Annotated in this window: 21 protein-coding genes; 13 read left to right on the top strand and 8 right to left on the bottom strand. The window is 73.4% G+C overall.

The window, feature by feature from the left end; genetic code table 11:
* Positions 1 to 82: 82 nt before the first annotated feature.
* Positions 83 to 649 carry a hypothetical protein gene (locus ABT129_RS30285; protein WP_351907952.1) on the bottom strand — a complete coding sequence of 189 codons (567 nt, stop codon included), beginning with the start codon at positions 647 to 649 and terminating at the stop codon, positions 83 to 85.
* A gap of 96 nt (positions 650 to 745) precedes the next feature.
* Here ABT129_RS30285 and tsaB point away from each other — a divergent pair, with 96 nt between their 5' ends.
* The 8 genes from tsaB to ABT129_RS30245 all read left to right on the top strand — a co-directional run bounded on the left by tsaB (position 746) and on the right by ABT129_RS30245 (position 6817).
* Entirely contained in the window at positions 746 to 1402 is a 657-nt protein-coding gene (gene tsaB / locus ABT129_RS30280; RefSeq protein ID WP_351907950.1) for a tRNA (adenosine(37)-N6)-threonylcarbamoyltransferase complex dimerization subunit type 1 TsaB, read from the top strand.
* A 23-nt stretch (positions 1403 to 1425) separates the two neighbouring features.
* Complete coding sequence (gene rimI, locus ABT129_RS30275) at positions 1426 to 1908, top strand: ribosomal protein S18-alanine N-acetyltransferase (protein ID WP_351907958.1); 483 nt, start codon at positions 1426 to 1428, stop codon at positions 1906 to 1908.
* Complete coding sequence (gene tsaD / locus ABT129_RS30270; RefSeq protein WP_351907948.1) at positions 1898 to 3013, top strand: tRNA (adenosine(37)-N6)-threonylcarbamoyltransferase complex transferase subunit TsaD; 1116 nt, start codon at positions 1898 to 1900, stop codon at positions 3011 to 3013. Before rimI ends, tsaD begins: the two co-directional genes overlap by 11 nt.
* Positions 3010 to 3264, top strand: a complete 255-nt coding sequence (locus tag ABT129_RS30265) for a hypothetical protein (RefSeq protein ID WP_351907946.1) — start codon at positions 3010 to 3012, stop codon at positions 3262 to 3264. Before tsaD ends, ABT129_RS30265 begins: the two co-directional genes overlap by 4 nt.
* A 70-nt stretch (positions 3265 to 3334) precedes the next feature.
* Positions 3335 to 4192: a polysaccharide deacetylase family protein gene (locus tag ABT129_RS30260; RefSeq protein WP_351907944.1), complete on the top strand. Its 858-nt coding sequence runs from the start codon at positions 3335 to 3337 to the stop codon at positions 4190 to 4192.
* A 105-nt stretch (positions 4193 to 4297) separates the two neighbouring features.
* Positions 4298 to 4663, top strand: coding sequence for a YciI family protein (locus ABT129_RS30255; RefSeq protein ID WP_351907942.1), 366 nt, complete (start codon positions 4298 to 4300; stop codon positions 4661 to 4663).
* 197 nt (positions 4664 to 4860) lie between these two features.
* Positions 4861 to 6066 (top strand): RNA polymerase sigma factor, encoded by a 1206-nt coding sequence (locus tag ABT129_RS30250; protein WP_351907956.1) that lies wholly within the window; start codon positions 4861 to 4863, stop codon positions 6064 to 6066.
* 85 nt (positions 6067 to 6151) lie between these two features.
* Positions 6152 to 6817, top strand: coding sequence for a hypothetical protein (locus tag ABT129_RS30245; RefSeq protein WP_351907940.1), 666 nt, complete (start codon positions 6152 to 6154; stop codon positions 6815 to 6817).
* Here ABT129_RS30245 and ABT129_RS30240 read toward each other — a convergent pair.
* The gene (locus ABT129_RS30240) at positions 6756 to 7946 is read right to left on the bottom strand and encodes a class I SAM-dependent methyltransferase (protein ID WP_351907938.1); all 1191 of its coding nucleotides are present in this window, start codon (positions 7944 to 7946) and stop codon (positions 6756 to 6758) included. The two genes, ABT129_RS30245 and ABT129_RS30240, sit on opposite strands and share 62 nt — an antisense overlap.
* Before the next feature lie 129 nt (positions 7947 to 8075).
* Here ABT129_RS30240 and ABT129_RS30235 point away from each other — a divergent pair, with 129 nt between their 5' ends.
* The 4 genes from ABT129_RS30235 (at position 8076) to groL (ending at position 11489) form a co-directional block, all read left to right on the top strand.
* On the top strand, positions 8076 to 8990 hold the full coding sequence (locus ABT129_RS30235) for a polysaccharide deacetylase family protein (protein ID WP_351907936.1): 915 nt from the start codon (positions 8076 to 8078) through the stop codon (positions 8988 to 8990).
* Positions 8987 to 9247, top strand: a complete 261-nt coding sequence (locus tag ABT129_RS30230; protein ID WP_351907934.1) for a hypothetical protein — start codon at positions 8987 to 8989, stop codon at positions 9245 to 9247. The genes ABT129_RS30235 and ABT129_RS30230 overlap by 4 nt, the downstream gene beginning before the upstream one ends.
* 176 nt (positions 9248 to 9423) lie before the next feature.
* A complete protein-coding gene (gene groES / locus ABT129_RS30225; protein ID WP_015035628.1) occupies positions 9424 to 9732 on the top strand; it encodes a co-chaperone GroES in 309 nt (102 codons plus the stop codon).
* 131 nt (positions 9733 to 9863) lie between these two features.
* Complete coding sequence (gene groL / locus ABT129_RS30220) at positions 9864 to 11489, top strand: chaperonin GroEL (protein ID WP_351907932.1); 1626 nt, start codon at positions 9864 to 9866, stop codon at positions 11487 to 11489.
* A 214-nt stretch (positions 11490 to 11703) separates the two neighbouring features.
* Here the strand turns inward: groL and ABT129_RS30215 are convergent, their stop codons facing one another.
* Positions 11704 to 12402 carry an ester cyclase gene (locus tag ABT129_RS30215; RefSeq protein ID WP_351907930.1) on the bottom strand — a complete coding sequence of 233 codons (699 nt, stop codon included), beginning with the start codon at positions 12400 to 12402 and terminating at the stop codon, positions 11704 to 11706.
* A gap of 46 nt (positions 12403 to 12448) precedes the next feature.
* Between ABT129_RS30215 and ABT129_RS30210 the strand changes: the two genes are divergently transcribed.
* On the top strand, positions 12449 to 16003 hold the full coding sequence (locus ABT129_RS30210; protein WP_351907928.1) for a hypothetical protein: 3555 nt from the start codon (positions 12449 to 12451) through the stop codon (positions 16001 to 16003).
* A gap of 92 nt (positions 16004 to 16095) precedes the next feature.
* Here ABT129_RS30210 and ABT129_RS30205 read toward each other — a convergent pair whose 3' ends face one another.
* The 5 genes from ABT129_RS30205 to ABT129_RS30185 all read right to left on the bottom strand — a co-directional run bounded on the left by ABT129_RS30205 (position 16096) and on the right by ABT129_RS30185 (position 21447).
* A complete protein-coding gene (locus ABT129_RS30205; RefSeq protein WP_351907926.1) occupies positions 16096 to 17115 on the bottom strand; it encodes a hydroxyacid dehydrogenase in 1020 nt (339 codons plus the stop codon).
* Positions 17116 to 17132: 17 nt separating this feature from the next.
* Positions 17133 to 17987 (bottom strand): carbohydrate ABC transporter permease, encoded by an 855-nt coding sequence (locus ABT129_RS30200; RefSeq protein WP_351907924.1) that lies wholly within the window; start codon positions 17985 to 17987, stop codon positions 17133 to 17135.
* A complete protein-coding gene (locus tag ABT129_RS30195) occupies positions 17984 to 18892 on the bottom strand; it encodes a carbohydrate ABC transporter permease (protein ID WP_351907922.1) in 909 nt (302 codons plus the stop codon). Before ABT129_RS30195 ends, ABT129_RS30200 begins: the two co-directional genes overlap by 4 nt.
* Before the next feature lie 4 nt (positions 18893 to 18896).
* Positions 18897 to 20213 carry an ABC transporter substrate-binding protein gene (locus tag ABT129_RS30190; RefSeq protein ID WP_351907920.1) on the bottom strand — a complete coding sequence of 439 codons (1317 nt, stop codon included), beginning with the start codon at positions 20211 to 20213 and terminating at the stop codon, positions 18897 to 18899.
* Between the two features lie 136 nt (positions 20214 to 20349).
* On the bottom strand, positions 20350 to 21447 hold the full coding sequence (locus ABT129_RS30185; protein WP_351907918.1) for a substrate-binding domain-containing protein: 1098 nt from the start codon (positions 21445 to 21447) through the stop codon (positions 20350 to 20352).
* Between the last annotated feature and the right edge of the window lie 45 nt (positions 21448 to 21492).

The raw sequence follows: 21492 nt of genomic DNA, 5'->3' as shown, positions 1-21492 counted from the left end.
GCCGCGCGGTTGGCGGGGGCCGCCCGCGCCCGCCCGCCTACCCGGCCGCCGCGCGGGCCCCGCGCGACGCCCGGCGACGGCCCTAGGCGACGACGACGACCTTCGCGCCGATCACGGCGAACGTCCACATCGCGTTCCCGTCGGCCCGCTTCATGCGGATGCCGCCGGTCTTCTTCGTCGGGTCCGGGCTCGGCGTCGAGCCGTCGACCGCCGCGCTGAAGCCGATCGCCACGTCCTGGGCCGTCGCGAACCGCACCACGTGCTCGATCTGCACGCCGTCCGAGCCGCGGACCGAGCCGGAGCGGGAGGTCACCGCGTACGCGCCGGGCACCGGGTCGACCGTGCTCGGCATCACCGTGAACGTCCGCGTGGCCTTGCCCTTGCCGTCCACCAGCCACACCCGGCGGTCGGCGATCGCGTACACGACCCGCTCACCGCTGCCGGAGTCCGCCGGGACGGCGAGGGGGTTCGCGGCCGGCTTCTTCGGGCCGCCGCTCGGCGAGGTCGAGGGGGCGGTCGTGCCCGGCGTGCGGGGCTTCAGCGAGAGATCGGCGGGCGCGTTCGCCGAGGCCTGGTACGCGAGGAAGCAGACCGCCGCGACGGCCGCCGCCGTGAGCCCGGCCACGAATCCCGAGCTGCTCCGTGCCACCGTGCCCACCTCTCGTACGAACGTATCGAAGGGTGACGGTAGCAGCAGGGGGAGCGAGGGGCGGGGCACCGTGCCCGGGAGCCGTAGGCTGTTCGCGTGCTGTTGCTCGCCATGGATACCGCCACCCCCGCCGTCACCGTCGCCCTCCACGACGGCGAGGCCGTCGTCGCCTCGTCGAGCCAGGTCGACGCCCGCCGCCACGGGGAACTGCTGCTGCCCGCCGTCGACCGGGTCCTCAAGGAGGCCGGTCTCGCGCTCGACGCGGTCACCGGGATCGTCGTCGGCGTCGGCCCCGGGCCGTACACCGGCCTCCGGGTCGGCCTCGTCACCGCCGCCGCCTTCTCCTCCGCGCTCGGCGTCCCGGTGCACGGCCTGTGCACCCTCGACGGCCTGGCGTACGCCTCCGGGATGGACGAGCCCTTCGTCGTCGCCACGGACGCGCGCCGCAAGGAGGTCTACTGGGCGCGGTACGAGGACTCCCGTACGCGCGTGACGGACGCCGCCGTCGACCGGCCCGCCGAGATCGCCGAACGGCTCGCGGGCCTCCCGGTCGTCGGCGCGGGCGCCCGTCTCTACCCGGAGGCCTTCCCCGACGCCCGCGACCCCGAGCACCAGTCGGCGGCGGCGCTCGCCGCGCTCGCCGCGGAGAGGCTGGCGGCCGGCGGGGAGGGATTCCTCGACCCGCTGCCGATGTACCTGCGCCGCCCCGACGCCCAGGTGCCCAAGAACTACAAGGTGGTCACACCCCAGTGACCGGCGCCGTGGAGCTGCGCGAGATGCGCTGGTGGGACATCGCACCGGTGCTGGCCCTGGAGGACGAGCTGTTCCCCGAGGACGCCTGGTCGGCGGGGATGTTCTGGTCCGAGCTCGCGCACGCCCGCGGGCCGCGCGCCACCCGCCGCTACCTCGTCGCGGAGACCGCCGACGCGGGCGGCGGGAAGCGGCTCGTCGGGTACGCGGGACTCGCCGCGGCCGGCGGACTCGGCGACGTCCAGACCATCGCCGTCGCCCGCGACCAGTGGGGTACGGGCCTCGGCGCCCGCCTCCTCGCCGACCTGCTCCACCACGCCACCGCCTTCGAGTGCGACGAGGTCCTCCTCGAAGTGCGCGTGGACAACACCCGGGCCCAGAAGCTCTACGAGCGCTTCGGCTTCGAGCCCATCGGTTTCCGGCGCGGCTACTACCAGCCCGGAAACGTGGACGCGCTCGTGATGCGACTGACCGTTCAAGGAACTGAGACTGATTCTGATGGCTGCTGACGAACCGCTCGTACTCGGCATCGAGACCTCCTGCGACGAGACCGGTGTCGGCATCGTCCACGGGACCACGCTCCTCGCGGACGCCGTCGCCTCCAGCGTCGACACCCACGCCCGCTTCGGCGGCGTCGTGCCCGAGATCGCCTCCCGCGCCCACCTGGAGGCGATGGTCCCGACGATCGAGCGCGCCCTGGAGACGGCCGGGATCTCCGCCAAGGACCTCGACGGCATCGCCGTCACCGCGGGCCCCGGCCTCGCGGGCGCGCTGCTCGTCGGCGTCTCGGCGGCCAAGGCCTACGCGTACGCCCTCGGCAAGCCGCTCTACGGCGTGAACCACCTCGCCTCGCACATCTGCGTCGACCAGCTGGAGCACGGCAAGCTGCCCGAGCCGACGATGGCCCTGCTGGTCTCCGGCGGCCACTCCTCGCTGCTGCTCTCCGCCGACATCACCTCCGACGTGCGCCCCCTGGGCGCCACCATCGACGACGCCGCGGGCGAGGCCTTCGACAAGATCGCCCGCGTCCTCGACCTCGGCTTCCCGGGCGGCCCGGTCATCGACCGGCTCGCCAAGGAGGGCGACCCGGCCGCCATCGCCTTCCCGCGCGGCCTGAGCGGCTCGCGGGACCCCGCGTACGACTTCTCCTTCTCCGGCCTGAAGACCGCCGTGGCCCGCTGGATCGAGGCGAAGCGCGCGGCCGGCGAGGACGTGCCGGTGCGGGACGTCGCCGCGTCCTTCCAGGAGGCGGTCGTCGACGTCCTCACCCGCAAGGCCGTCCGGGCCTGCAAGGACGAGGGCGTCGACCACCTGATGATCGGCGGCGGCGTCGCCGCCAACTCGCGGCTGCGGGCCCTCGCGCAGGAGCGCTGCGAGCGGGCCGGCATCCGGCTGCGGGTGCCCCGTCCCGGCCTGTGCACGGACAACGGCGCGATGGTCGCGGCCCTCGGCTCCGAGATGGTCGCCCGCAACCGGCCGGCCTCGGACCTGGAGCTGTCGGCGGACTCGTCGCTGCCGGTGACGGACCCGCACGTGCCGGGCGCGCACGCGCACGGCCACGGACACGGACACGACCACGTGCACGAGGTCAGCAAGGAGAACCTCTACTCATGAGGGTCGCCCTGATGTGGGAGGCGCGCGCCGCGCAGGGCCGGGGCGCCGAACTCCTGGAGTGGGCGAGGGCCCAGGTCCTCGCCCGCGATCCCGAGCGCCGTGAGATCTTCCGCGCCCCCCAGGAGAGGGTCCTCGTCCTCACCTGGTGGGAGGCGGACGCGCTCGACGCCGAACTGCCGGAGCTGCCCGAGCCGGACGCCGAACTCATCACCCGTCCGGTCCACCGCTGGCGCTTCGAATCGGTCGAATAGGCACCAACGCCCCCGGGCTGACATTCGACGATCGAGCAACCATTCGACCGGCGCGCGCATCCCACAACGCGTGAAGAAGACGATCGCGCTGTGGGCGGCGCTGACCGCCGCCACCCTGCTGGTGACGGGCTGCGCGGCGGAGGGCCCCGCCGCTCCCGCCCCGGGGAAGCCGGCCGCCGGCGACCGGGCACCCGCGGGCGACAAGGCGTCCCGGGCACCCGCGCACCCCGAAGGGGCCGCCGCGACCGCCGCCGCGTACCGCCGCTACGGGCTCGAACCCCTCGCGCCGCCGCCCGCCCCGCCCGCGGTCAAGCCGGTCACCCGCGCGCCGGGCGGTCCGGTCCCCGTCATCAGCGACATCCCCACCACCGAGAAGATCGTCTTCATCACGATCGACGACGGGGCCGAGAAGGACCCCGAGTTCGTGAGGATGATGAGGGACCTCAAGGTCCCGGTCACGATGTTCCTCACCGACTCGGCCATCCGCGCCGACTACGACTACTTCGCGCCGCTCGTCGCCCAGGGCCACGGGCTCGCCAACCACACCCTCACCCACCCCAACCTGCGCACCCTCTCCCATGACGCCCAGCGCCGGGAGATATGCGGCCAGCAGGCCAGGCTGAAGGACCGGTACGGCAAGGCCCCGCGTCTCTTCCGGCCGCCCTACGGCAACTGGAACGAGGCCACGCGCGCGGCGGCCGGGGAGTGCGGGGTGGACGCGATCGTGCTGTGGCGCGAGTCCATGCAGATCAAGAACATGCAGTACCAGCGCGGCGACCGGAAGCTGCACCCCGGCGACATCGTCCTCGCCCACTTCCGCGGCCCGTCCGAGCTCAAGGGGCGGACGATGACCGAGATGACGGCGACGATGCTGCGCCGCATACAGGAGCAGGGCTTCACGGTGGCGCGCCTGGAGGACTACGTCTAGGCGTCCTCCCGGAAGTTCTCCGCGGCGGCTGTCGATGCGGACGGGTCCCGTTCGACGTATGAGTGAGAGGCGGGGAGAAGCCCCGCCACCGCACGAGGAGTCACCATGCCCCGCTACCTGACCCTGGTCCGCATCGAGGAGAACACCATCGACATGGGGGACGCCGACCCCGGCTTCGAGGAGCGCATGGGCGCGCTCTTCGAGGAGATCACCAAGGCCGGCGTCATGCTGGACACGGCGGGGCTCAAGCCGACCGCCGAGGCCACCCGGATCACCTGGTCGGACGGGAAGCTCTCCTACACGGACGGGCCGTTCACCGAGACCAAGGAGGTCGTCGGCGGCTACGCCATGATGCAGTGCAAGGACATGGCCGAGGCGATGGAGTGGTCCAGGCGCTTCCTGGCGGTCCACCCGCCGCACTGGACGGTGGGCCTGGAGGTCCGCGAGGTCGAGGAGGCGCCGGGGGCCTGAGCCCCGGCCCGTTGCCGGGCCCGTTGTCGGTGCCGTGTGCTGTCATGTGAGACGTGAGGGCACACGGCACCGACGGCACCGGCCACGTGGAGAGCGCCGGGGGCGCCGGGGGCGCCGGGAGCGCCGCGAGTGCCGGGGGCGCCGGGGAGTTCGGCGGCGCCGGCTCGGTCGAGGCCACCCTCGACACCGTCTTCCGGATGGAGTCGCCGCGGATCGTCGCCACCGCGGCGCGGATCGTCCGCGACGTCGGCATCGCCGAGGAGATCGCCCAGGACGCGCTCGTCGCCGCCCTCGAACAGTGGCCCCGCACCGGGGTCCCGGAGCGGCCGGGGGCCTGGCTGACGGCCGCCGCCAAGCACCGCGCCGTCGACCTCGTGCGGCGGCGCGAGACGTACGCCCGGAAGCTCGCCGAGGTCGGCCGCACGCTCGGCGAGGAGTCGTACGACCCGGAGCCCCCGGGCCCCGGGGACATCGACGACGACGTGCTGCGGCTGATCTTCACCGCCTGCCACCCGGTGCTCTCCGCCGAGGCCCGCGCCGCCCTCACCCTGCGGCTCGTCGGCGGGCTCCGTACCGACGAGATCGCCCGCGCCTTCCTCGTACCGGAGGCGACCGTCGCGGCGCGGATCACGCGCGCCAAGCGGACGCTCGCGAGGGCGGGCGTGGAGTTCGAGGTGCCGTACGGGGAGGAGCGGGCGGCCCGGCTCGGTTCCGTCCTGGAGGTCGTCTACCTGATCTTCAACGAGGGGTACGCGGCGACCGCGGGCGACGACCTGCTGCGGCCGGGCCTGTGCGAGGACGCGCTGCGGCTCGCCCGGGTCCTCGCCGCGCTCGTCCCGCGGGAGGGCGAGGCGCAGGGCCTGGCCGCCCTGCTGGAGCTGCAGTCCTCCCGTACGGCGGCCAGGACCGGGCCCGACGGGGAGCCGGTGCTGCTCGCCGCGCAGGACCGGCGGCGCTGGAGCCGGCTGCTGATCCGGCGCGGGTTCGCCGCCCTCGAACGGGCCGGGGACGGGCGCTCGTTCGGGCCGTACGCCCTCCAGGCCGCCATCGCCGCCTGTCACGCGCGGGCCCCGTCGTACGAGGAGACCGACTGGGCGACCATCGCCGCGCTGTACGGGAAGCTGGGCGTCCTCGCGCCCTCCCCGGTCGTCGAGCTGAACCGCGCGGTCGCCGTGTCGATGGCCGAGGGCCCCGCCGCCGCCCTCCCGATCGTCGACGCCCTCGCCGCCGAACCGGCCCTGGCGCGCTACCACTTGCTGCCGAGCGTGCGGGGCGATCTGCTGGCCCGGCTCGGCCGCGCGCAGGAGGCGCGCGCGGAGTTCGAGCGGGCGGCGGCCCTCACCCGGAACGAGAGCGAGCGGGCGCTGCTGCGGGGTAAGGCGCGCGAGACGGGAGCTCCGTGACGGCCGGGCGCTGACCGTCCGATCCGGGCGAGGCGGGGCCGGGTGGTGGCCGCCCGGCGGACCGCCCGGCCCTAGGCTGCTTGGCATGTCCCCGCGCAACCCGCTTCCGCCGCCGCCCCCGCCCGCCGACGTCCAGAGCTGGCCCGACCGGGACGCGCGGCTCGCCGACCGGGCGCTGGCGCTCGACGAACTCGGCAGGCGGCTGCTCGGCGGCGGCCGGCTGGTGACGTTCCTGCTCTCGTTCGTCCTGCTCCAGCTGGGCTGGGGGCTGGTCGGCGTCCTGCTGGTCTCGCTCGGCGGGCCGGCGCCCGACCCGATCATGATGCTGACGGGGCTCGTCACGGCGGTCCTCGGCATCGGGGTCCTCGTCCCGGCCGTGTGGCTGACCGTCCGCGGTCTGCGGCGCGACCGGACCGCCCGCGAGCGGCTCGTCCGGTGGGCGGCCCTGGACCGGCACGGCCCGACGGACGCCCGGCTGCGCGCCCCGGTCCTCAGCGTCTGCTGGCTGCTGCTGTCCTTCGCGCTGTGCGGCCTCGGACTCTGGACGGGCTTCGCGGTCCCGGCGGGCGCCACCCGTGACGACGGCTACGGCCTGGTCGCCTACGGCATGGGCGTGGCCCTGATCCTCTGGATCACGGGCCTGACGGGCCTGGCGAAGGCCGTCGGCCACTACCGCCTCGCGGTACGGCTCACCGGCCCCCGGCCGCCGGCCGGCCGATCAGCATCGTCGGAGCTCCCGCGACCCGAGTGAGCAGGACGGTCGCCGCGTGGGGGCCCTTCGGCTTCACCTTGCGGCGGATCTCCTCCGGTTCGACCGCCGAGCCGCGCTTCTTCACGGTGAGGGTGCCGACCTCCCGCTCGCGCAGCAGGGCCTTCAGCTTCTTGAGGTTGAAGGGGAGTACGTCGGTGATCTCGTACGCGGCGGCGTACGGGGTGGGGAGGAGCGCGTCCGCCGTGACGTACGCGATCGTCTCGTCGATCAGGCCGCCGGCCACGTCCTCGGCCACCTCGGCGACCAGGTGCGCGCGGATGACGGCGCCGTCCGGCTCGTAGAGGTAGCGGCCGACCGGGCGGACCGCCGGGTCGGGGAGCCCCCGGCCGGTGAGGGCCGAGCCCGAGGGCAGCAGGGTGGCCCGGCGGGCGCCGGGTTCCGTGCCGAACCAGAGGACGGCCTCCTTCACGTCCCCGCCGTCCGAGATCCACTCGGCCTCGGCCTCCGCGGGCACCGCCTCGTGCGGGATGCCCGGGGCCACCTTCAGGGCCGCGTGCGGGGCCTTGCGGGCCGCCTCGACCGCCCAGGACAGCGGCGGTGAGTACGCCTCCGGGTCGAAGATCCGGCCCCGGCCGCCGCGCCGCGCCGGGTCGACGAAGACCGCGTCGTACGGGGCCGTGTCGATGTCGGTCACGTCCGCGCACCGCACCTCGATCAGCTCCGCGAGACCGAGCGCCTCGGCGTTGGCGCGGGCCACCTCCGCCGTCAGCGGGTCGCGGTCGACGGCGAGGACGGAGATCCCGGCGCGGGCGAGCGCGATCGCGTCGCCGCCGACGCCGGAGCAGAGGTCGGCGACGGAGCGGACGCCGAGCTCCCTGAGCCGGGCCGCCCGGTGGGTGCCGACCGAGGCGCGCGTCGACTGCTCGACCCCGTTCGGCGTGAAGTACATCCGGTACGCGTCCTCCGCGCCGAACTTCGCCACCGCCCGCTGCCGCAGCCGCGCCTGGCCGACGGCCGCGGTGACCAGCTCGGCGGGGTGGTCGCGGCGCAGCCGGGAGACGACCGCCAGCTCCTGGGCGGGGTCGTGGTCGCGCAGGGCGGCGAGCAGCGTCTGGCCCTCGGGGCCGTGCAGGGAGGCGAAGGAGGCGAGGTCGGTCACCCGTCCCATTGTGGGCCCTGCGGTGCTGTGGGCCGGCCGGGGGACGGTGGGCGCGTACGGCGGTGTCGTGCCCGGGAAGGGGCGGCCGCGCTGACAGGATGCGGCGCCATACGGTTCGTACGACAAAAGGAATAAAAGATGGCAACAGGTGTGCACCGTTCCTCCCGGTTGCTCGGGGCCGCCCTCGTCGTCGCCGCCCTCGCCTCCACCGCCACCGCCTGCTCGGGCGGCTCCGGGGCCGACGGCGGCGCACCCGCCCCCGCCGCCGGCCAGCAGGCCCAGGGCGCGGCCGGCGCGCTCGCCGCCTACGCCGAGAAGGTGCGCGCGCAGCGCGCCGCCCGCGTGGCCGCCGCCAGGAAGTGGGGCCTCGCCCGGCCCCCGCTCGAAGCCCCCGCCCCGCCCGCCGTCAAGCCGAAGATCACCACCCGCAAGGGCTTCGAGACGGACGGCGAAGGGCTGCCGCCCGTCTTCACCACGGTGCCGACCAAGCAGAAGGTCGTCTTCCTCACCATCGACGACGGCTCCGAGAAGGACCCCGAGCTGCTGCGGATGATGAAGGAGCTGCGGATCCCCTACAGCGCCTTCCTCAGCGACTACGTCGTCAAGGACGACTACGGGTACTTCGCCCGCATGCAGAAGTCGCAGGAGGGCGGGGTCTCGCTCCACAACCACACCCTCAACCACCGCTATCTGCCGGGACTCTCGTACAGCCGGCAGAAGAGCGAGATCTGCGGCATGCAGGACGTCATCGAGAAACGATTCGGCAAGCGGCCCGAGCTCTTCCGCCCGCCGTACGGCAACTACAACGAGGACACCCTGCGCGCCGCCAGGAGCTGCGGCGTGAAGGCGGTCCCGCTGTGGGCGTCCGAGGCGTTCCCGGACCACATGGAGTGGCGCGAGTGGGACCGGGACCTGCACCCCGGCGACATCGTCCTCACCCACTTCCGGGGCAAGGGCGACTGGAAGGGCACGATGCCCGACATGATCCGCCGGGTCATGAACGTGATCACGGCGAAGGGGTACGCGGTCGCGAAGCTGGAGGACTACGTGTGAGCGGATCCCGTGCGAGCCGACGCGCCACGGGCGGGCCGGTGGTGACGGGCCGGGCGCACCGGGCGCTCGCCGGAGCCGCGCTCGTCGGCACCCTGCTGGCCCTCACCGGCTGCGCCTCGACCGTGGACTCCATCGAACGGCTCGGCCGGAAGGCCGCCGAACGCGTCGGCACGCAGGAGGCGAAACCCCCGCGGGCGGCCGCCGCCACGACCCCGTCCCGGCCGGGCCGGACCCCGCCGGGCACCGCCACCGGGTGAGGAATTGGCACTCCGCTTGACCGAGTGCTAATCGCGGTCATAGTCTCAGGTCTGGCACTCCCCACTGGAGAGTGCCAACACAGCGACGGGCAGGTCCGGCACCCGCGACGACGGATCCACCTGGTTCGCCACCTCAGACAGTTAACCCCGAGATCTCCGAAGGGGGAGGTCGGATCGTGACGACCACCAGCTCCAAGGTTGCCATCAAGCCGCTCGAGGACCGCATTGTGGTCCAGCCGCTCGACGCCGAGCAGACCACCGCCTCTGGCCTGGTCATTCCGGACACCGCCAAGGAGAAGCCCCAGGAGGGCGTCGTCCTGGCCGTGGGCCCGGGCCGCTTCGAGAACGGCGAGCGTCTGCCGCTCGACGTCAAGACCGGCGATGTCGTGCTGTACAGCAAGTACGGCGGCACCGAGGTGAAGTACAACGGCGAGGAGTACCTCGTCCTCTCGGCCCGCGACGTGCTCGCGATCGTCGAGAAGTAATTCACCGAAGTTCTGAAGTACCGAAGTACCGAGCACTGAAGCAGATGCTCAGAGCTGCGCCCCGAGGCCCCTTCCAGGCGCCCCGGGGCGCGGTTCGTTCCACCCGATTCCGAGAGGGCTGAACCGCTCCCATGGCGAAGATCCTGAAGTTCGACGAGGACGCCCGTCGCGCCCTTGAGCGCGGCGTCAACAAGCTTGCCGACACGGTGAAGGTGACGATCGGCCCCAAGGGCCGCAACGTCGTCATCGACAAGAAGTTCGGCGCCCCCACCATCACCAACGACGGTGTCACGATCGCCCGCGAGGTCGAGATCGACGACCCGTACGAGAACCTCGGCGCCCAGCTGGTGAAGGAGGTGGCGACCAAGACCAACGACATCGCGGGTGACGGCACCACCACCGCCACCGTGCTCGCCCAGGCCCTGGTCCGCGAGGGTCTGCGCAACGTCGCCGCCGGCGCCTCCCCGGCCGCCCTCAAGAAGGGCATCGACGCCGCCGTCAAGGCCGTCTCCGACGAGCTGCTCGCCACCGCGCGCCCGATCGAGGACAAGTCCGACATCGCCGCCGTCGCCGCGCTCTCCGCGCAGGACCAGCAGGTCGGCGAGCTCATCGCCGAGGCGATGGACAAGGTCGGCAAGGACGGTGTCATCACCGTCGAGGAGTCCAACACCTTCGGCCTGGAGCTCGACTTCACCGAGGGCATGGCCTTCGACAAGGGCTACCTGTCCCCGTACATGGTGACCGACCAGGAGCGTATGGAGGCCGTCCTCGACGACCCGTACATCCTGATCAACCAGGGCAAGATCTCCTCGATCCAGGACCTGCTGCCCATCCTGGAGAAGGTCATCCAGGCCGGCGCCGGCAAGCCGCTGCTGATCATCGCCGAGGACGTCGAGGGCGAGGCCCTGTCGACCCTGGTGGTCAACAAGATCCGTGGCACCTTCAACGCCGTGGCCGTCAAGGCCCCCGGCTTCGGTGACCGCCGCAAGGCCATGCTCGGCGACATCGCCACCCTCACCGGTGCCACCGTCATCGCCGAGGAGGTCGGCCTCAAGCTCGACCAGGCCGGTCTCGACGTGCTCGGCACCGCCCGCCGCGTCACCATCACCAAGGACGACACCACCATCGTCGACGGTGGCGGCGACTCGTCCGAGGTGCACGGCCGCGTCAACCAGATCAAGGCCGAGATCGAGTCCACGGACTCGGACTGGGACCGCGAGAAGCTGCAGGAGCGCCTGGCGAAGCTCGCCGGCGGCGTCTGCGTCATCAAGGTCGGCGCCGCCACCGAGGTGGAGCTCAAGGAGAAGAAGCACCGCCTCGAGGACGCCATCTCGGCGACCCGCGCCGCGGTCGAGGAGGGCATCGTCTCCGGCGGTGGCTCCGCGCTCGTCCACGCCGTCAAGGTCCTCGACGACAACCTCGGCAAGACCGGCGACGAGGCCACGGGTGTCGCGGTCGTCCGCCGCGCCGCCGTCGAGCCGCTGCGCTGGATCGCCGAGAACGCCGGCCTCGAGGGCTACGTCATCACCTCGAAGGTGGCGGAGCTCGACAAGGGCCAGGGCTTCAACGCGGCGACCGGCGAGTACGGCGACCTGGTCAAGGCCGGCGTCATCGACCCGGTGAAGGTGACGCGCTCCGCCCTGGAGAACGCCGCCTCGATCGCCTCCCTCCTCCTCACCACCGAGACCCTCGTGGTGGAGAAGAAGGAAGAGGAGCCGGCCGACCACGGTCACGGCGGTCACGGCCACTCCCACTGAGGCGTGACGTAACCGATCATCACTGATCACGGCTGATCACCGAGGCCCGGTGCCCCCGTCGCGGGGGCACCGGGCCCCGGTGCGTCACGGGGTGTGCCGCACCCCGGCGGGCATCCGGAGCCCGCCCTCCGGACCGGTCCCCGCCGCGGGCCCCCAGGGCCTGTCCGGCCATTCCCGCCGGGGTCCGGGTCCGACGCCCAGGGTCAGACGGGCCCTAGCCCTCGACCGCGCCGAGCTGACCCATCAGCCCGAGCAGGTCGTACTGCCACCACCCCTCCGTGATCTTCCCGTCGTCCCGGAAGCGGTGGACGACCGTCCCGGTCATCGTCACCTCCATGCCGGAGGGCTGGAGCCCCATGAAGTCCCCGGTGTGGCTGCCCTGCCAGGTCCAGCGGGTGCACACCCGGTCGCCCTCGGCGATCTGGTCGTCGACGGTGAAGGCGAAGTCGAAGCCGCGCCGCCACATCTCCACCTCGCGCCGGACCGCGTCCATCCCGATGACGTCCTGCTCGTTGGTCGGATCGTGGTCGTGGTACCCCTCGGCGAGCACCTCGTCCATCAGCGCGAGTTCCGGCTCGGACGCCATCATCTCCAGGAGCCGGCGGGCGTTGGTCTTGTAGAGCGACTCGTCCCGGACCACGTCCAGGTCGGTGAAGGTCGGCATTTCGTCGCAGAGGGCGACCATCTCCCGGAAGATCCGGTCGGTCTCGGGGAGCTGCGAGTTCCGCATGGCCACGTCGTACGACGGGAACTCGATGATCTCCACCAGGTGCGTGGAATCGGCCCGGTCCTTGCCGAGGACGCTGTGCGTGGCCGTCCGCTTCCCCTTGGTCTGCTCGATCCACCGGTCCATCAGCCGGTTCATGTCGTCGACCCGGCTGGTCTTGAAGTCGATGATCTGCGTGAACGTCATGACGCCTCCCGACCCAGGTGGGATCTCTCCAGTCTAGGTTGGGCGCATGGAGCGGGCAGGGGGAGAGCGACCGGTCACGGTCGACAACGAGGCGGGCGTCGTCGTGATCGGCGACGGCAACCAGGTCGGATTCGGTACGGGGACGGTGGTCCGCTCGGCCTACCGGGAGCAGGTCCGGCGCATCGCCCCGCCCGAACTCATCGGCAGGGAAACCGAGTTGGCCGAACTCGCCGCCTTCTGCCGTACGGGGGACGGGTATCGCTGGTGGCGGGCGGACGCCTGGGCGGGCAAGACGGCGCTCATGGCCTGGTTCGCGCTCCACCCGCCCGCCGGGGTGCGCGTCGTCCCCTTCTTCATCACGGCCCGCCTCGGCGCCCAGAACGACGTCGTCGCGTACGTCGACGTGGTCCTGGAGCAGCTGACGGAGCTGGCCGGCGAAGGGCTCCCCGCCCTCCTGACCGCCGCCACGCGCGAGGCGCACCTGCTGCGCCTCTACTCCTCGGCCGCCGAGGCCTGCGCGAGACGCGGCGAACGGCTCGTCCTCCTCGTCGACGGCCTCGACGAGGACCGCGGCGTGACCACGGGACCCGACGCCCGCTCCATCGTGAGCCTGCTCCCGCTCGGTCTGCCCGTCATCGTCTCCGGCCGCCTCAACCCGCCCCTCCCGGCCGACGTCCCCGAGGACCACCCGCTCCGGAACCCCGCGACCGTCCGCCTCCTGCCCACGTCCCCGAAGGCGCGCGCGATCCGGGCCGAGGCCGAACGCGAGCTGAAGCACTTCATCGCGGCGGGCGGCCTTCCGTACGAACTCCTCGCCCTGCTCACCGCGGCGGGCGGCGGTCTGACGGCGGACGACCTCGCGGAGCTGACCGGCGAAGTGCCCTACCGGGTCAGGGACGTGCTGCGGACGGGACCGGGGCGGACGTTCGCGGTACGCGGCGAGGCCTATCTGCTCGCCCACGAGGAACTCGTCGTGGGAGCGCGCGAGATGCTGGGACCGCGCGAACTGGACCGGCACCGGGACCGGTTGCACACCTGGGCGGAGGAGTGGCGGCTGCGCCGCTGGCCCGCCGCGTCCCCCGACTACCTCCTGCACGGCTACGCCCCGATGCTGCGCTCGGCGGGCGCCCTCGACCGCGCGGTGGAGTGGGCGCTGGACGGCGCCCGCCACGACCGGCTGCTGGAACGGACCGGAGGGGACCTGGCGGCCCTGGCCGAGATCGAGGCGGCGGAGGCCGCACTCGTCGACGCGGGCGTGCCGGATCTCCTGTGGACCGTGCGTCTGGTGATCGCCCGCGAGGAGCTCGTCGACAGGAGCGACCGCATCCCGCCGACGCTCCCGTGGGCCTGGGCGGTCCTGGGCAGGTACGGCCGGGCCGAGGGGCTCGCCCGCAGCATCCCGAGCCTGGACTGGCGGGCACAGGCCCTGGTGGACGTCGCCCTGATACTCCACGGCGCCGGTGAGACGGCCGGGGCCGTGACCCTGCTGGACGCGGCGCACGACGCCGCCGCACGCTGCGGGAACGTCTTCGGCGACGAGGGGGACAGGGCACTGGCCGCGGTGAGCCGCGCCTGGGTGCGGCTGGGTCTGCTCGACCGGGCGGCGGACACCGCCGTCCTGGTGCCGGACCCCTGGGCCAGGGCGGGGCTGCTCTGCGAGGTGTCCCGGGCCTGGTGGGCGGCGGGCGCGCCCGAGCGGGCCCTCGCCCTCGGCCGCGCCGAGCCGGACGGAGCGGCCCGGGCCCGCGTGCTGGCCGTGTCGGCCGCCGCCCACGCCGCCCGCGGCGACGTCGCGGAGGCCCTGCGGCTCGCCGCCGAGGCGGGCCCGGACGGCGAGGTCCTGCCGCTGGTCCGCGTCGCGGAGGTCCTCCTGCGGGCCGGCGACGACCGCGCCGCGGCCGTCCTGGACCGGGTCGACCTGCTGGTCGGCGTGTCGCACGTGCTCGGCGGCGTGGTCGTAGCGCTGGCGGAGGCGGGGGAGTACGAGCGCGCCGTCGCGGCGGCCCTGCTCCCCACCACCGCGCAGGCGCGGGGCCGTGCCCTGGCCGATGTGGTCGGCGCCCTCGTGGCGGCGGGGCGGATCGACGCGGCCGGCGCCTTGGCCGAGACGATCGAGGACCCGGAGGGGCGCGGGGCCGCCCTGGTGGGGATCGTCGCCGCTCTGGCCGCGACGCACGGCCCCGGGGCGGTCGAGTCGACGGCCGCGCTCATCGAGGACGAGTGGGCGCGGGAGCGTGCCCTGCGCGTGGTCGTGGACGCGTTCGCCGAGGCCGGGGAGTTCGACCGGGCCGAGGCCCTCGCGCGGGACGGCGCCCCCTGGCGGACGCTGGCGCGCGATCCACTGGGCTCCGTCGTCGAGGCGCTGGCCCGTTCCGGGCGGGTGGAGCGGGCCCGCGCGCTCGCGCCCGAGGTACCGGACGGGGACGGCGGGTTCGCACTCGTCCGCGGGGTGGTGACCGCGTGCGCGCGGGACGGTGCCGTGCCCGGGGCTCCGGCTGCCGCGGCCGAGATCGTGGCGGAGGTGGAGGAGCGGGTCAGGGCGGAGTCCAGGGGCGGCACGCTCGACGTGGTCCACACGGCCCGGGCGCTGGCCGAGGCGGGCTTCACCGACCTGGCCCGCGGTCTGCTGGTGGACGTCGAGGACCGGGTGGGCCCGTTGGCGGACCTCCACGGAACCGCTCTGATCGGCCCCCAGGTCCAGGCCGGCACCGCGGTCGAGGCCCTGGCCCGGGCGGGGGAGTACGACCGGGCCGAGGCCCTCCTGGCCGGCATCACCGCGATGACCAGCCGGTACATGGCCGTGACCTCGCTGGTGCGGCAGCTGGTCGAGGAGGGCCTGTCCGCCCGGGCGGAGGCCCTCGTGGAGGGGGTGGCCGGGGTGGGCCGGGAGGGCCTGTGGGTCGTCCTGGCGGAGGAGGCGGCGACCCGGGGCCGAGGAGCCGTCGCGGAGGGGTACGCCCGACGCGTCTCACGGGCGGGTGACCGGGCACGGGTGTGGGCCGCCGCGGCCGCGGCGCACGCGCGGGCCGGCGACGCGGCCCGGGCCGAGCGCTGCCTTGCCCGGGTCGGGGAGGACGGCGGGGATTCCCTCCTGATGGTCCCGGCGACCGTGGGCCTCCTCCTCGCCCGCGGTGACGGCGGGGCGGTCGACGCGCTCCTCGCGGACGCCCTGGACCGCGCCGGGACCGCCACCGCGGCGGATTTCGGCCGCCTTGAGGAGATCGTGCGCACCCTCGTGGCGGCGGGCGACCCCGACCGGGCCACCGCCTTCGTCCGCGCGCTCGCCGCGCGGGACGGGGGAGCGAACCGCGATCCGTGGTTCGCGCTCGTCACGGCTCTCGCGGACGGCGGGGAGCATGCCCGCGCGACCGCCGAGGTGCGGCGCGTGGGACTCCCCGGCGAGTCGGAGGACGCCGGCACGGCCCTCCGCTGGGGGCGGGTGGCCCGGGTCGTCGAGCCGGCGCGCGGCCGGATCCTGCTCGGGCGGCTGCTGCGCGCGTACCGGCTGGTGGACCTGCTCCCGGTGCTGCTCCGCCTCGAACCGGCCACCGCCCCGGTCGTCTTCGAGGCGTGCGCCTCCAGGTCCGCGCCCCGGGGGTGAGTCCGGCGCGCGGCTGATCCCCGGCCCCTCCCCGGCCTCGGCCCGCCCCGGCCCCTCCCCGGCCTCGCCCCGCCCCGGCCTCCGGCCCCCGGCTACGCCGAGCGCTGGAGGTCCGAGGCCCGCACCTCCTCCACGAACGGCTCCCCCCTTCCGTACCGCTCCACCTCGTCCAGCGCCTGATCCGTCATCCGGTGCAGTTCGTTGCCGAGGGAGCCCGCCACGTGCGGGGTGAGGAGGACGTTCGGGAGGGTGTAGAGGGGGGAGTCGGGGGGAGGGAGTTCCGGGTCGGTCACGTCCAGGGTCGCGTGGAGGCGGCCCGTCAGGAGGTGCGGCAGGAGGGCCTGTTCGTCGATCAGGGAGCCGCGGGACGTGTTGATCAGGGTCGCGCCGTCCGGCATCGCCGCCAGCTGGGGCGCGCCGATCATGCGGCGGGTGGACGGGAGCTGGGGGGCGTGGACCGAGACCACCGTGCTGCGGGCGCACAGGTCGTCGAGGCCGACGAGTTCCACGCCGGGGGGCGGGACGTCCACGTACGGGTCGTACAGGAGGATCTCGATGTCGAAGGGGCGCAGCAGGTCGATCACCCTGCGGCCGATGCGGGACGCGCCGACGATGCCGACCGTGCGGCGGTAGTTGCCCCAGGTCGCGGACTCGGTGAGCCAGGCGTGGTCGGTGCGGAGTTCCGCGTACCGCTGGGCCGAGCCGAGGACCCGTTTCCCGGCGAAGAGGATCGAGGCGAGCGTGTACTCGGCGACCGGCAGCGCGTTGGCCGCGGCGGCCGAGGTGACGCGCAGGCCCCGGTCCCAGCAGGCCTCGGTGATGTGGTGCTTGACCGAGCCGGCCGCGTGGACGACCGCCCTCAGGCGCGGTGCCCGGTCCAGGATCTCGGCGGTCAGCGGGGTCGCTCCCCAGCAGGTGAGGAGGATCTCGGCCTCCGCGAGGGCGGCGGTGACGCGCGGGCCGGGGGCGGTCAGGTCGTGGGCCACCAGGTGGGGGTCCGTGCGGGTGAGGTGCGCGAGGCGGGTGCGGTGGGCGGCCGTGAGGAGGCGGTCCGCCACGCCCTCGCCCATGGCCAGCAGCAGCGCGGGCCGGTTGTCGGTGGTCGGGTGCATCGTTGTACCTGTGCTCCTCACTTGACGCTGCCGGCGGTCAGACCGGCCTTCCAGTGGCGCTGGAGGGAGACGAAGGCGACGACGAGGGGGACGACGGCGAGCAGGGAGCCGGTGACGACGAGGGGGTAGAAGTCGGGTTCGGCGTGGGCGTTGCTGTTCCACGCGTACAGGCCGAGGCTCAGGGGGTAGAGCTTCTGGTCCGACAGCATCACCAGGGGGAGGAAGAAGTTGTTCCAGACGGCGGTGAACTGGAAGAGGAAGACGGTCACGAAGCCGGGCATGACCATGCGCAGACCGATGGACCAGAAGACGCGCAGTTCGCCGGCTCCGTCGATGCGGGCCGCCTCCAGGGCCTCGTCGGGGATGTAGCCGGCGCAGAAGACCCGGGACAGGTAGACGCCGAAGGGGTTGACGAGGACGGGGATCAGGACGGCCCAGTAGGTGTTGACGACGCCGACCTCGCTGGCCAGGAGGTACATCGGCAGGGCGAGCGCGGTGGTGGGGACGAGCACGCCCAGCAGGACGAGGCCGAAGAGCTTCTCCTTGCCCCGGAAGTCGTAGACGTGGAAGGCGTATCCGGCGGCGACGCTGACGAAAGAGCAGGCGAGGGCGCCGATTCCGGCGTACAGGAGGCTGTTCAGGTACCAGTGGAAGTAGATGCCGTCGTTGTACTCGGCGAGCCGGGAGAGGTTGCCGCCGAGGTCGAAGCCCTCGAAGGAGAAGGCGTTTCCGGCGAGCAGGCCGCCGGCGTCCTTGGTGGCGGCGGTGAGCAGCCAGACCAGCGGGAAGAGCATGTAGACGACGGCGAGGACGAGGGCGCCGTTGACGGCGGCCTGCGAGAGCCAGCGGTCGGCGGTACGGGGCTTGCTCATGCCGTCCGCTCCTTGCGTGCCGTTCCGGCCTTGCGGCGGCCGGTCAGCCGGGTCACCGCGAAGGAGAGCAGGGCCGCCGTCAGCGCGAGGAGCACGGAGGCCGCCGCGGCGAGTCCGTAGTCGTTGCGGTCGAAGGCCGCGGTGTAGGCGTACATGTTCGGCGTCCAGGTGGAGGTGACGGCGGAGCCGGTGCCCTTGTTGAGGATCAGCGGCTCGGTGAAGAGCTGGAGGGAGCCGATGATCGTGAAGAGGCCGACCATCGCGAGCGAGGCCTTGACGAGCGGGATCTTGACGGAGAAGGCGATGCGCCAGGCGCCGGCCCCGTCGACGGTGGCCGCTTCCAGCACGGAGCGGTCGATGGCCTGGAGGGCCGCGTAGAAGATGACCATGTTGTAGCCGAGCCACTCCCACAGGGCGATGTTGACGACGGAGGGCAGGGCGCCTTCGGGGGAGAAGAAGTCGAAGCCGATGCCTCCGGCCTCCATGGCCTGGACGACCGGGCTGAGCTGGGGTGTGTAGAGGTAGACCCAGATCAGGGCGGCGATGATGCCGGGGACGGCGTGCGGCAGGAAGAGCGCGAGCTGGAAGAAGCGGCGGGCGCGGGCGAGCGCCGAGTCGAGCAGGAGGGCGAGGCCGAGGGCTCCGGCGAGCAGCAGCGGGATGTACAGCAGGCAGTATCCGAGCAGGACGCCGAAGCCCTCGCGGAAGGCCCGGTCACCCAGCGCCGCGGTGTAGTTGTCGAGGCCGGTGAAGACGGTCTCGGTGCCGCCGAAGCCCAGTCCGGACTGCTTCTCGGTGAAGAGGCTGAGCCAGACCGCGTATCCGATCGGCACCACCATCACCAGGGTGAACAGCAGGAAGAAGGGGGTCAGCAGGACCGTGGCGGCGCGGGTGCGGGCCTTCATCCGGTCAGCCCTCGACCTTCAGGCCGCGCTTGGTGAGTTCGGCGACGGTGGCGTCGTGACCGGCCTTGACGGCGTCGGCGATGCCGGGGCCGCCCTGGGTGATCTTGCCGAAGTGGTCCTTGATGGTGGTGTTGGTGGTGCCGGTGGTGGGGCCCCAGGCCCAGTTCGGGCTGATGGCGGCGCCGGAGGCCTCGAAGAGGGCGTAGATGTCCTGGCCTCCGTAGTAGCCCGCGTCGAAGGCCTTCTTGGCGACGGGGCGCAGCGCGGTGGCGGCCGGGAAGGCGGAGGAGGTGCCGGAGGCGATCCGGGCCTTCACGCCGTCCTCGGTGGTGGACATCCACTCGGCGAAGGTGACGGCCGCCGCCTTCTGCCGGCTGTCCTTGGTCACGGCGAAGGAGGTGCCGCCGAGCATGCCGCTGGCGGGCTTGCCGTCCCAGCTGGGCATGGGGGCGACGGCCCACTTGCCGTCCTGCTCGGGCAGCGTGCCCTTGAGGACGCCGGCACCCCAGGAGGCGCCGAGGTAGCCGATGGTGGTGCCGTTCTTGAGGGAGCCGGTCCACTCGGGGCTGAAGGAGGCGTTCTTGTGGACGAGTCCGGCGTCGAGGAGGCCCTGCCAGTAGCCGGCGACCTTGGTGGTGGCGGCGTCGGTGGTGTCGATCTTCCAGGTGTCGTTCTCGGCCTTGAACCACTGGGCGCCGGCCTGCCAGGCCATGGCCTCGAAGGTGGTCGGGTCGTCGGGGAAGAAGGTGGCGATACGGGCCTTGGCGTCGGCCTTCCTCACCTGCTCGGCGGCCTTCCTGAACGCGTCCCAGGTGGTGGGGACCTCGACCTTGTACTTCGCGAAGAGGTCCTTGCGGTAGAAGAAGGCCTGCGGGGCGGCGTCGAAGGGGACGGCCCAGGACTTGCCGCCGAGGGTGGTGAGTTCGACGGTCTGCGGGAGCAGCTTGGCGCGGTCGGCCTCGGTGAACTCGCCGCCGATGTCCTGGAGGGCTCCGGAGCTCACGAACTCGGGGAGCGAGGAGTACTCGATGGAGACGAGGTCGGGGGCGTTGCCCGCCTTCACGGCGTTGGAGATCTTGGCGTAGCCGCCGGCGGTGCCGGAGGGGATCTCCTCGAACGTCACCTGGATGTCGGTGTGGGAGGCGTTGAAGGCGTCCACGACGTCCTTGGAGCCCTTGGCCCATCCCCAGAAGGTGATGGTCACGGGCCCGTCGGGCTTGTTCGCGGTGTCGTCACCGCCGCCGCCGCAGGCCGTGAGGACGGCGAGGGCGGTGGCGGTGCCGGCTATGACACGGGACGTTCTGCTCCAACTACGGGTCACGGCACGACTCCTGAAGGCGGGCGGCGGGGAGGTTGTGGCCGTGATCCTGTGACCGTTCATGACCGAAGTCAAGAGCGAAAGATTGATTGATCGAAAAAAGATCAACCGGAGGTCGTTCGGCGCACCCCGCGCGACGTCAGTCGGAGTCCGCGGCGTGCGCCCCGCACGAGTCCCGTACGCGCAGCCTCGGCAGGAGCCCCAGATGGCGCCGTGCCGCGTCCTCGTCGGGGCCCTCGGTGAGCCGCTCCACCAGGAGTTCGGTGGCGTGCCGCCCCACCTGCCGCTTGGGCGGCGCGACCGCCGTCAGCGGGGTGTCGGCGAGCGCGGCGACCTCGTCGTCGTACGCGATGAGGGCCAGGTCCTGCGGCACCCGCACGCCCAGCTCGGCGAGGCGCTGCACGATCTCGATCGCGTCCACGTCGTTGTGGACCAGGGCCGCGCTCGCCAGGCCCGAGCCGACCGCCTCGTGCAGGGCCTTCACCGCCCGCTCGAACCCCTCCGGGTCCGCCTCCGCCGGTACGGAGTCGATGACGGGCCGCGGCTCGGTCAGGCCCAGCGTCCCCAGCGCCTCGGCGTAGCCGGTGCGCACCGCGAGCGCGGTGGGGGAGTCGCGGCGGGCGACGAGCAGCGGGGTCGCGTGGCCGAGGGCGAGCAGGTGGCGCAGGGCGAGCAGGACGCCGTGGCCGTGGTCGGAGGCGACCCGGTCGAGGCCGTCGAGCGGGCTGCCCGGCTCGGCGCGGCGCTCCAGGAGCACCGCGGGCACCGGGAGTTCGGCCAGCCAGTCGCCGTACGCGAGCCGGTCCTCGGGCCCCCGCCAGCCGGGCGCGACGAGCACGCCCTCGGCGCCGGCCGCGAGCAGTCCCTCGGTGCGGGCCCGGTCCTCCTCCGGCCGGTAGTCCGAGACGCGCAGGACGAGCCGGGCGCCGGCCCGGGCGGCCGCCTCGTGCGCGCCCCGGATGACCTCGGCGAAGTAGTACGTGGCGGAGGGGGCGAGCAGGCCGATGACCAGGCCCTCGCCGGGCCGTCCGCCGGCCTGGCCGCCCTGGCGCCGCGGCCAGGACACCTGTCCGTGGACCCGGTCGAGCAGGCCCCGGCCGGCCAGCAGTTCGACGTCGCGGCGGGCGGTGACGGGGGAGACCCCGAGCCGTTCGGCCAGTTCGGCGACGCGGGCGGTGCCGCGCTCGCGCACCAGGGCCAGCAGTCGGTCGTGTCGTTCGGCAGCACTCTCGCGCACGGCGCAGTTCCCCCTCGCGGTGGTGGTGGTTCCCCGACCTTAGTT

The organism is Streptomyces sp. NPDC002057 (assembly GCF_040296665.1).
Taxonomy (GTDB): domain Bacteria; phylum Actinomycetota; class Actinomycetes; order Streptomycetales; family Streptomycetaceae; genus Streptomyces.
The sequence above is the reverse complement of the archived record's forward strand: the minus strand, read 5'-3'. Positions and strand labels throughout refer to the sequence as shown.

Bases quoted from the DNA above. Each gene is read 5' to 3' on its own strand.
- rimI (WP_351907958.1), top strand. From the start codon at position 1,426: ATGCGCTGGTGGGACATCGCACCGGTGCTGGCCCTGGAGGACGAGCTG.
- groL (WP_351907932.1), top strand. From the start codon at position 9,864: ATGGCGAAGATCCTGAAGTTCGACGAGGACGCCCGTCGCGCCCTTGAG.
- ABT129_RS30210 (WP_351907928.1), top strand. From the start codon at position 12,449: ATGGAGCGGGCAGGGGGAGAGCGACCGGTCACGGTCGACAACGAGGCG.
- ABT129_RS30215 (WP_351907930.1), bottom strand. From the start codon at position 12,402: ATGACGTTCACGCAGATCATCGACTTCAAGACCAGCCGGGTCGACGAC.
- ABT129_RS30195 (WP_351907922.1), bottom strand. From the start codon at position 18,892: ATGAAGGCCCGCACCCGCGCCGCCACGGTCCTGCTGACCCCCTTCTTC.
- ABT129_RS30265 (WP_351907946.1), top strand. From the start codon at position 3,010: ATGAGGGTCGCCCTGATGTGGGAGGCGCGCGCCGCGCAGGGCCGGGGC.
- ABT129_RS30235 (WP_351907936.1), top strand. From the start codon at position 8,076: ATGGCAACAGGTGTGCACCGTTCCTCCCGGTTGCTCGGGGCCGCCCTC.
- tsaD (WP_351907948.1), top strand. From the start codon at position 1,898: ATGGCTGCTGACGAACCGCTCGTACTCGGCATCGAGACCTCCTGCGAC.
- ABT129_RS30205 (WP_351907926.1), bottom strand. From the start codon at position 17,115: ATGCACCCGACCACCGACAACCGGCCCGCGCTGCTGCTGGCCATGGGC.
- ABT129_RS30245 (WP_351907940.1), top strand. From the start codon at position 6,152: ATGTCCCCGCGCAACCCGCTTCCGCCGCCGCCCCCGCCCGCCGACGTC.
- ABT129_RS30200 (WP_351907924.1), bottom strand. From the start codon at position 17,987: ATGAGCAAGCCCCGTACCGCCGACCGCTGGCTCTCGCAGGCCGCCGTC.
- ABT129_RS30250 (WP_351907956.1), top strand. From the start codon at position 4,861: ATGGAGTCGCCGCGGATCGTCGCCACCGCGGCGCGGATCGTCCGCGAC.
- ABT129_RS30255 (WP_351907942.1), top strand. From the start codon at position 4,298: ATGCCCCGCTACCTGACCCTGGTCCGCATCGAGGAGAACACCATCGAC.
- ABT129_RS30240 (WP_351907938.1), bottom strand. From the start codon at position 7,946: ATGGGACGGGTGACCGACCTCGCCTCCTTCGCCTCCCTGCACGGCCCC.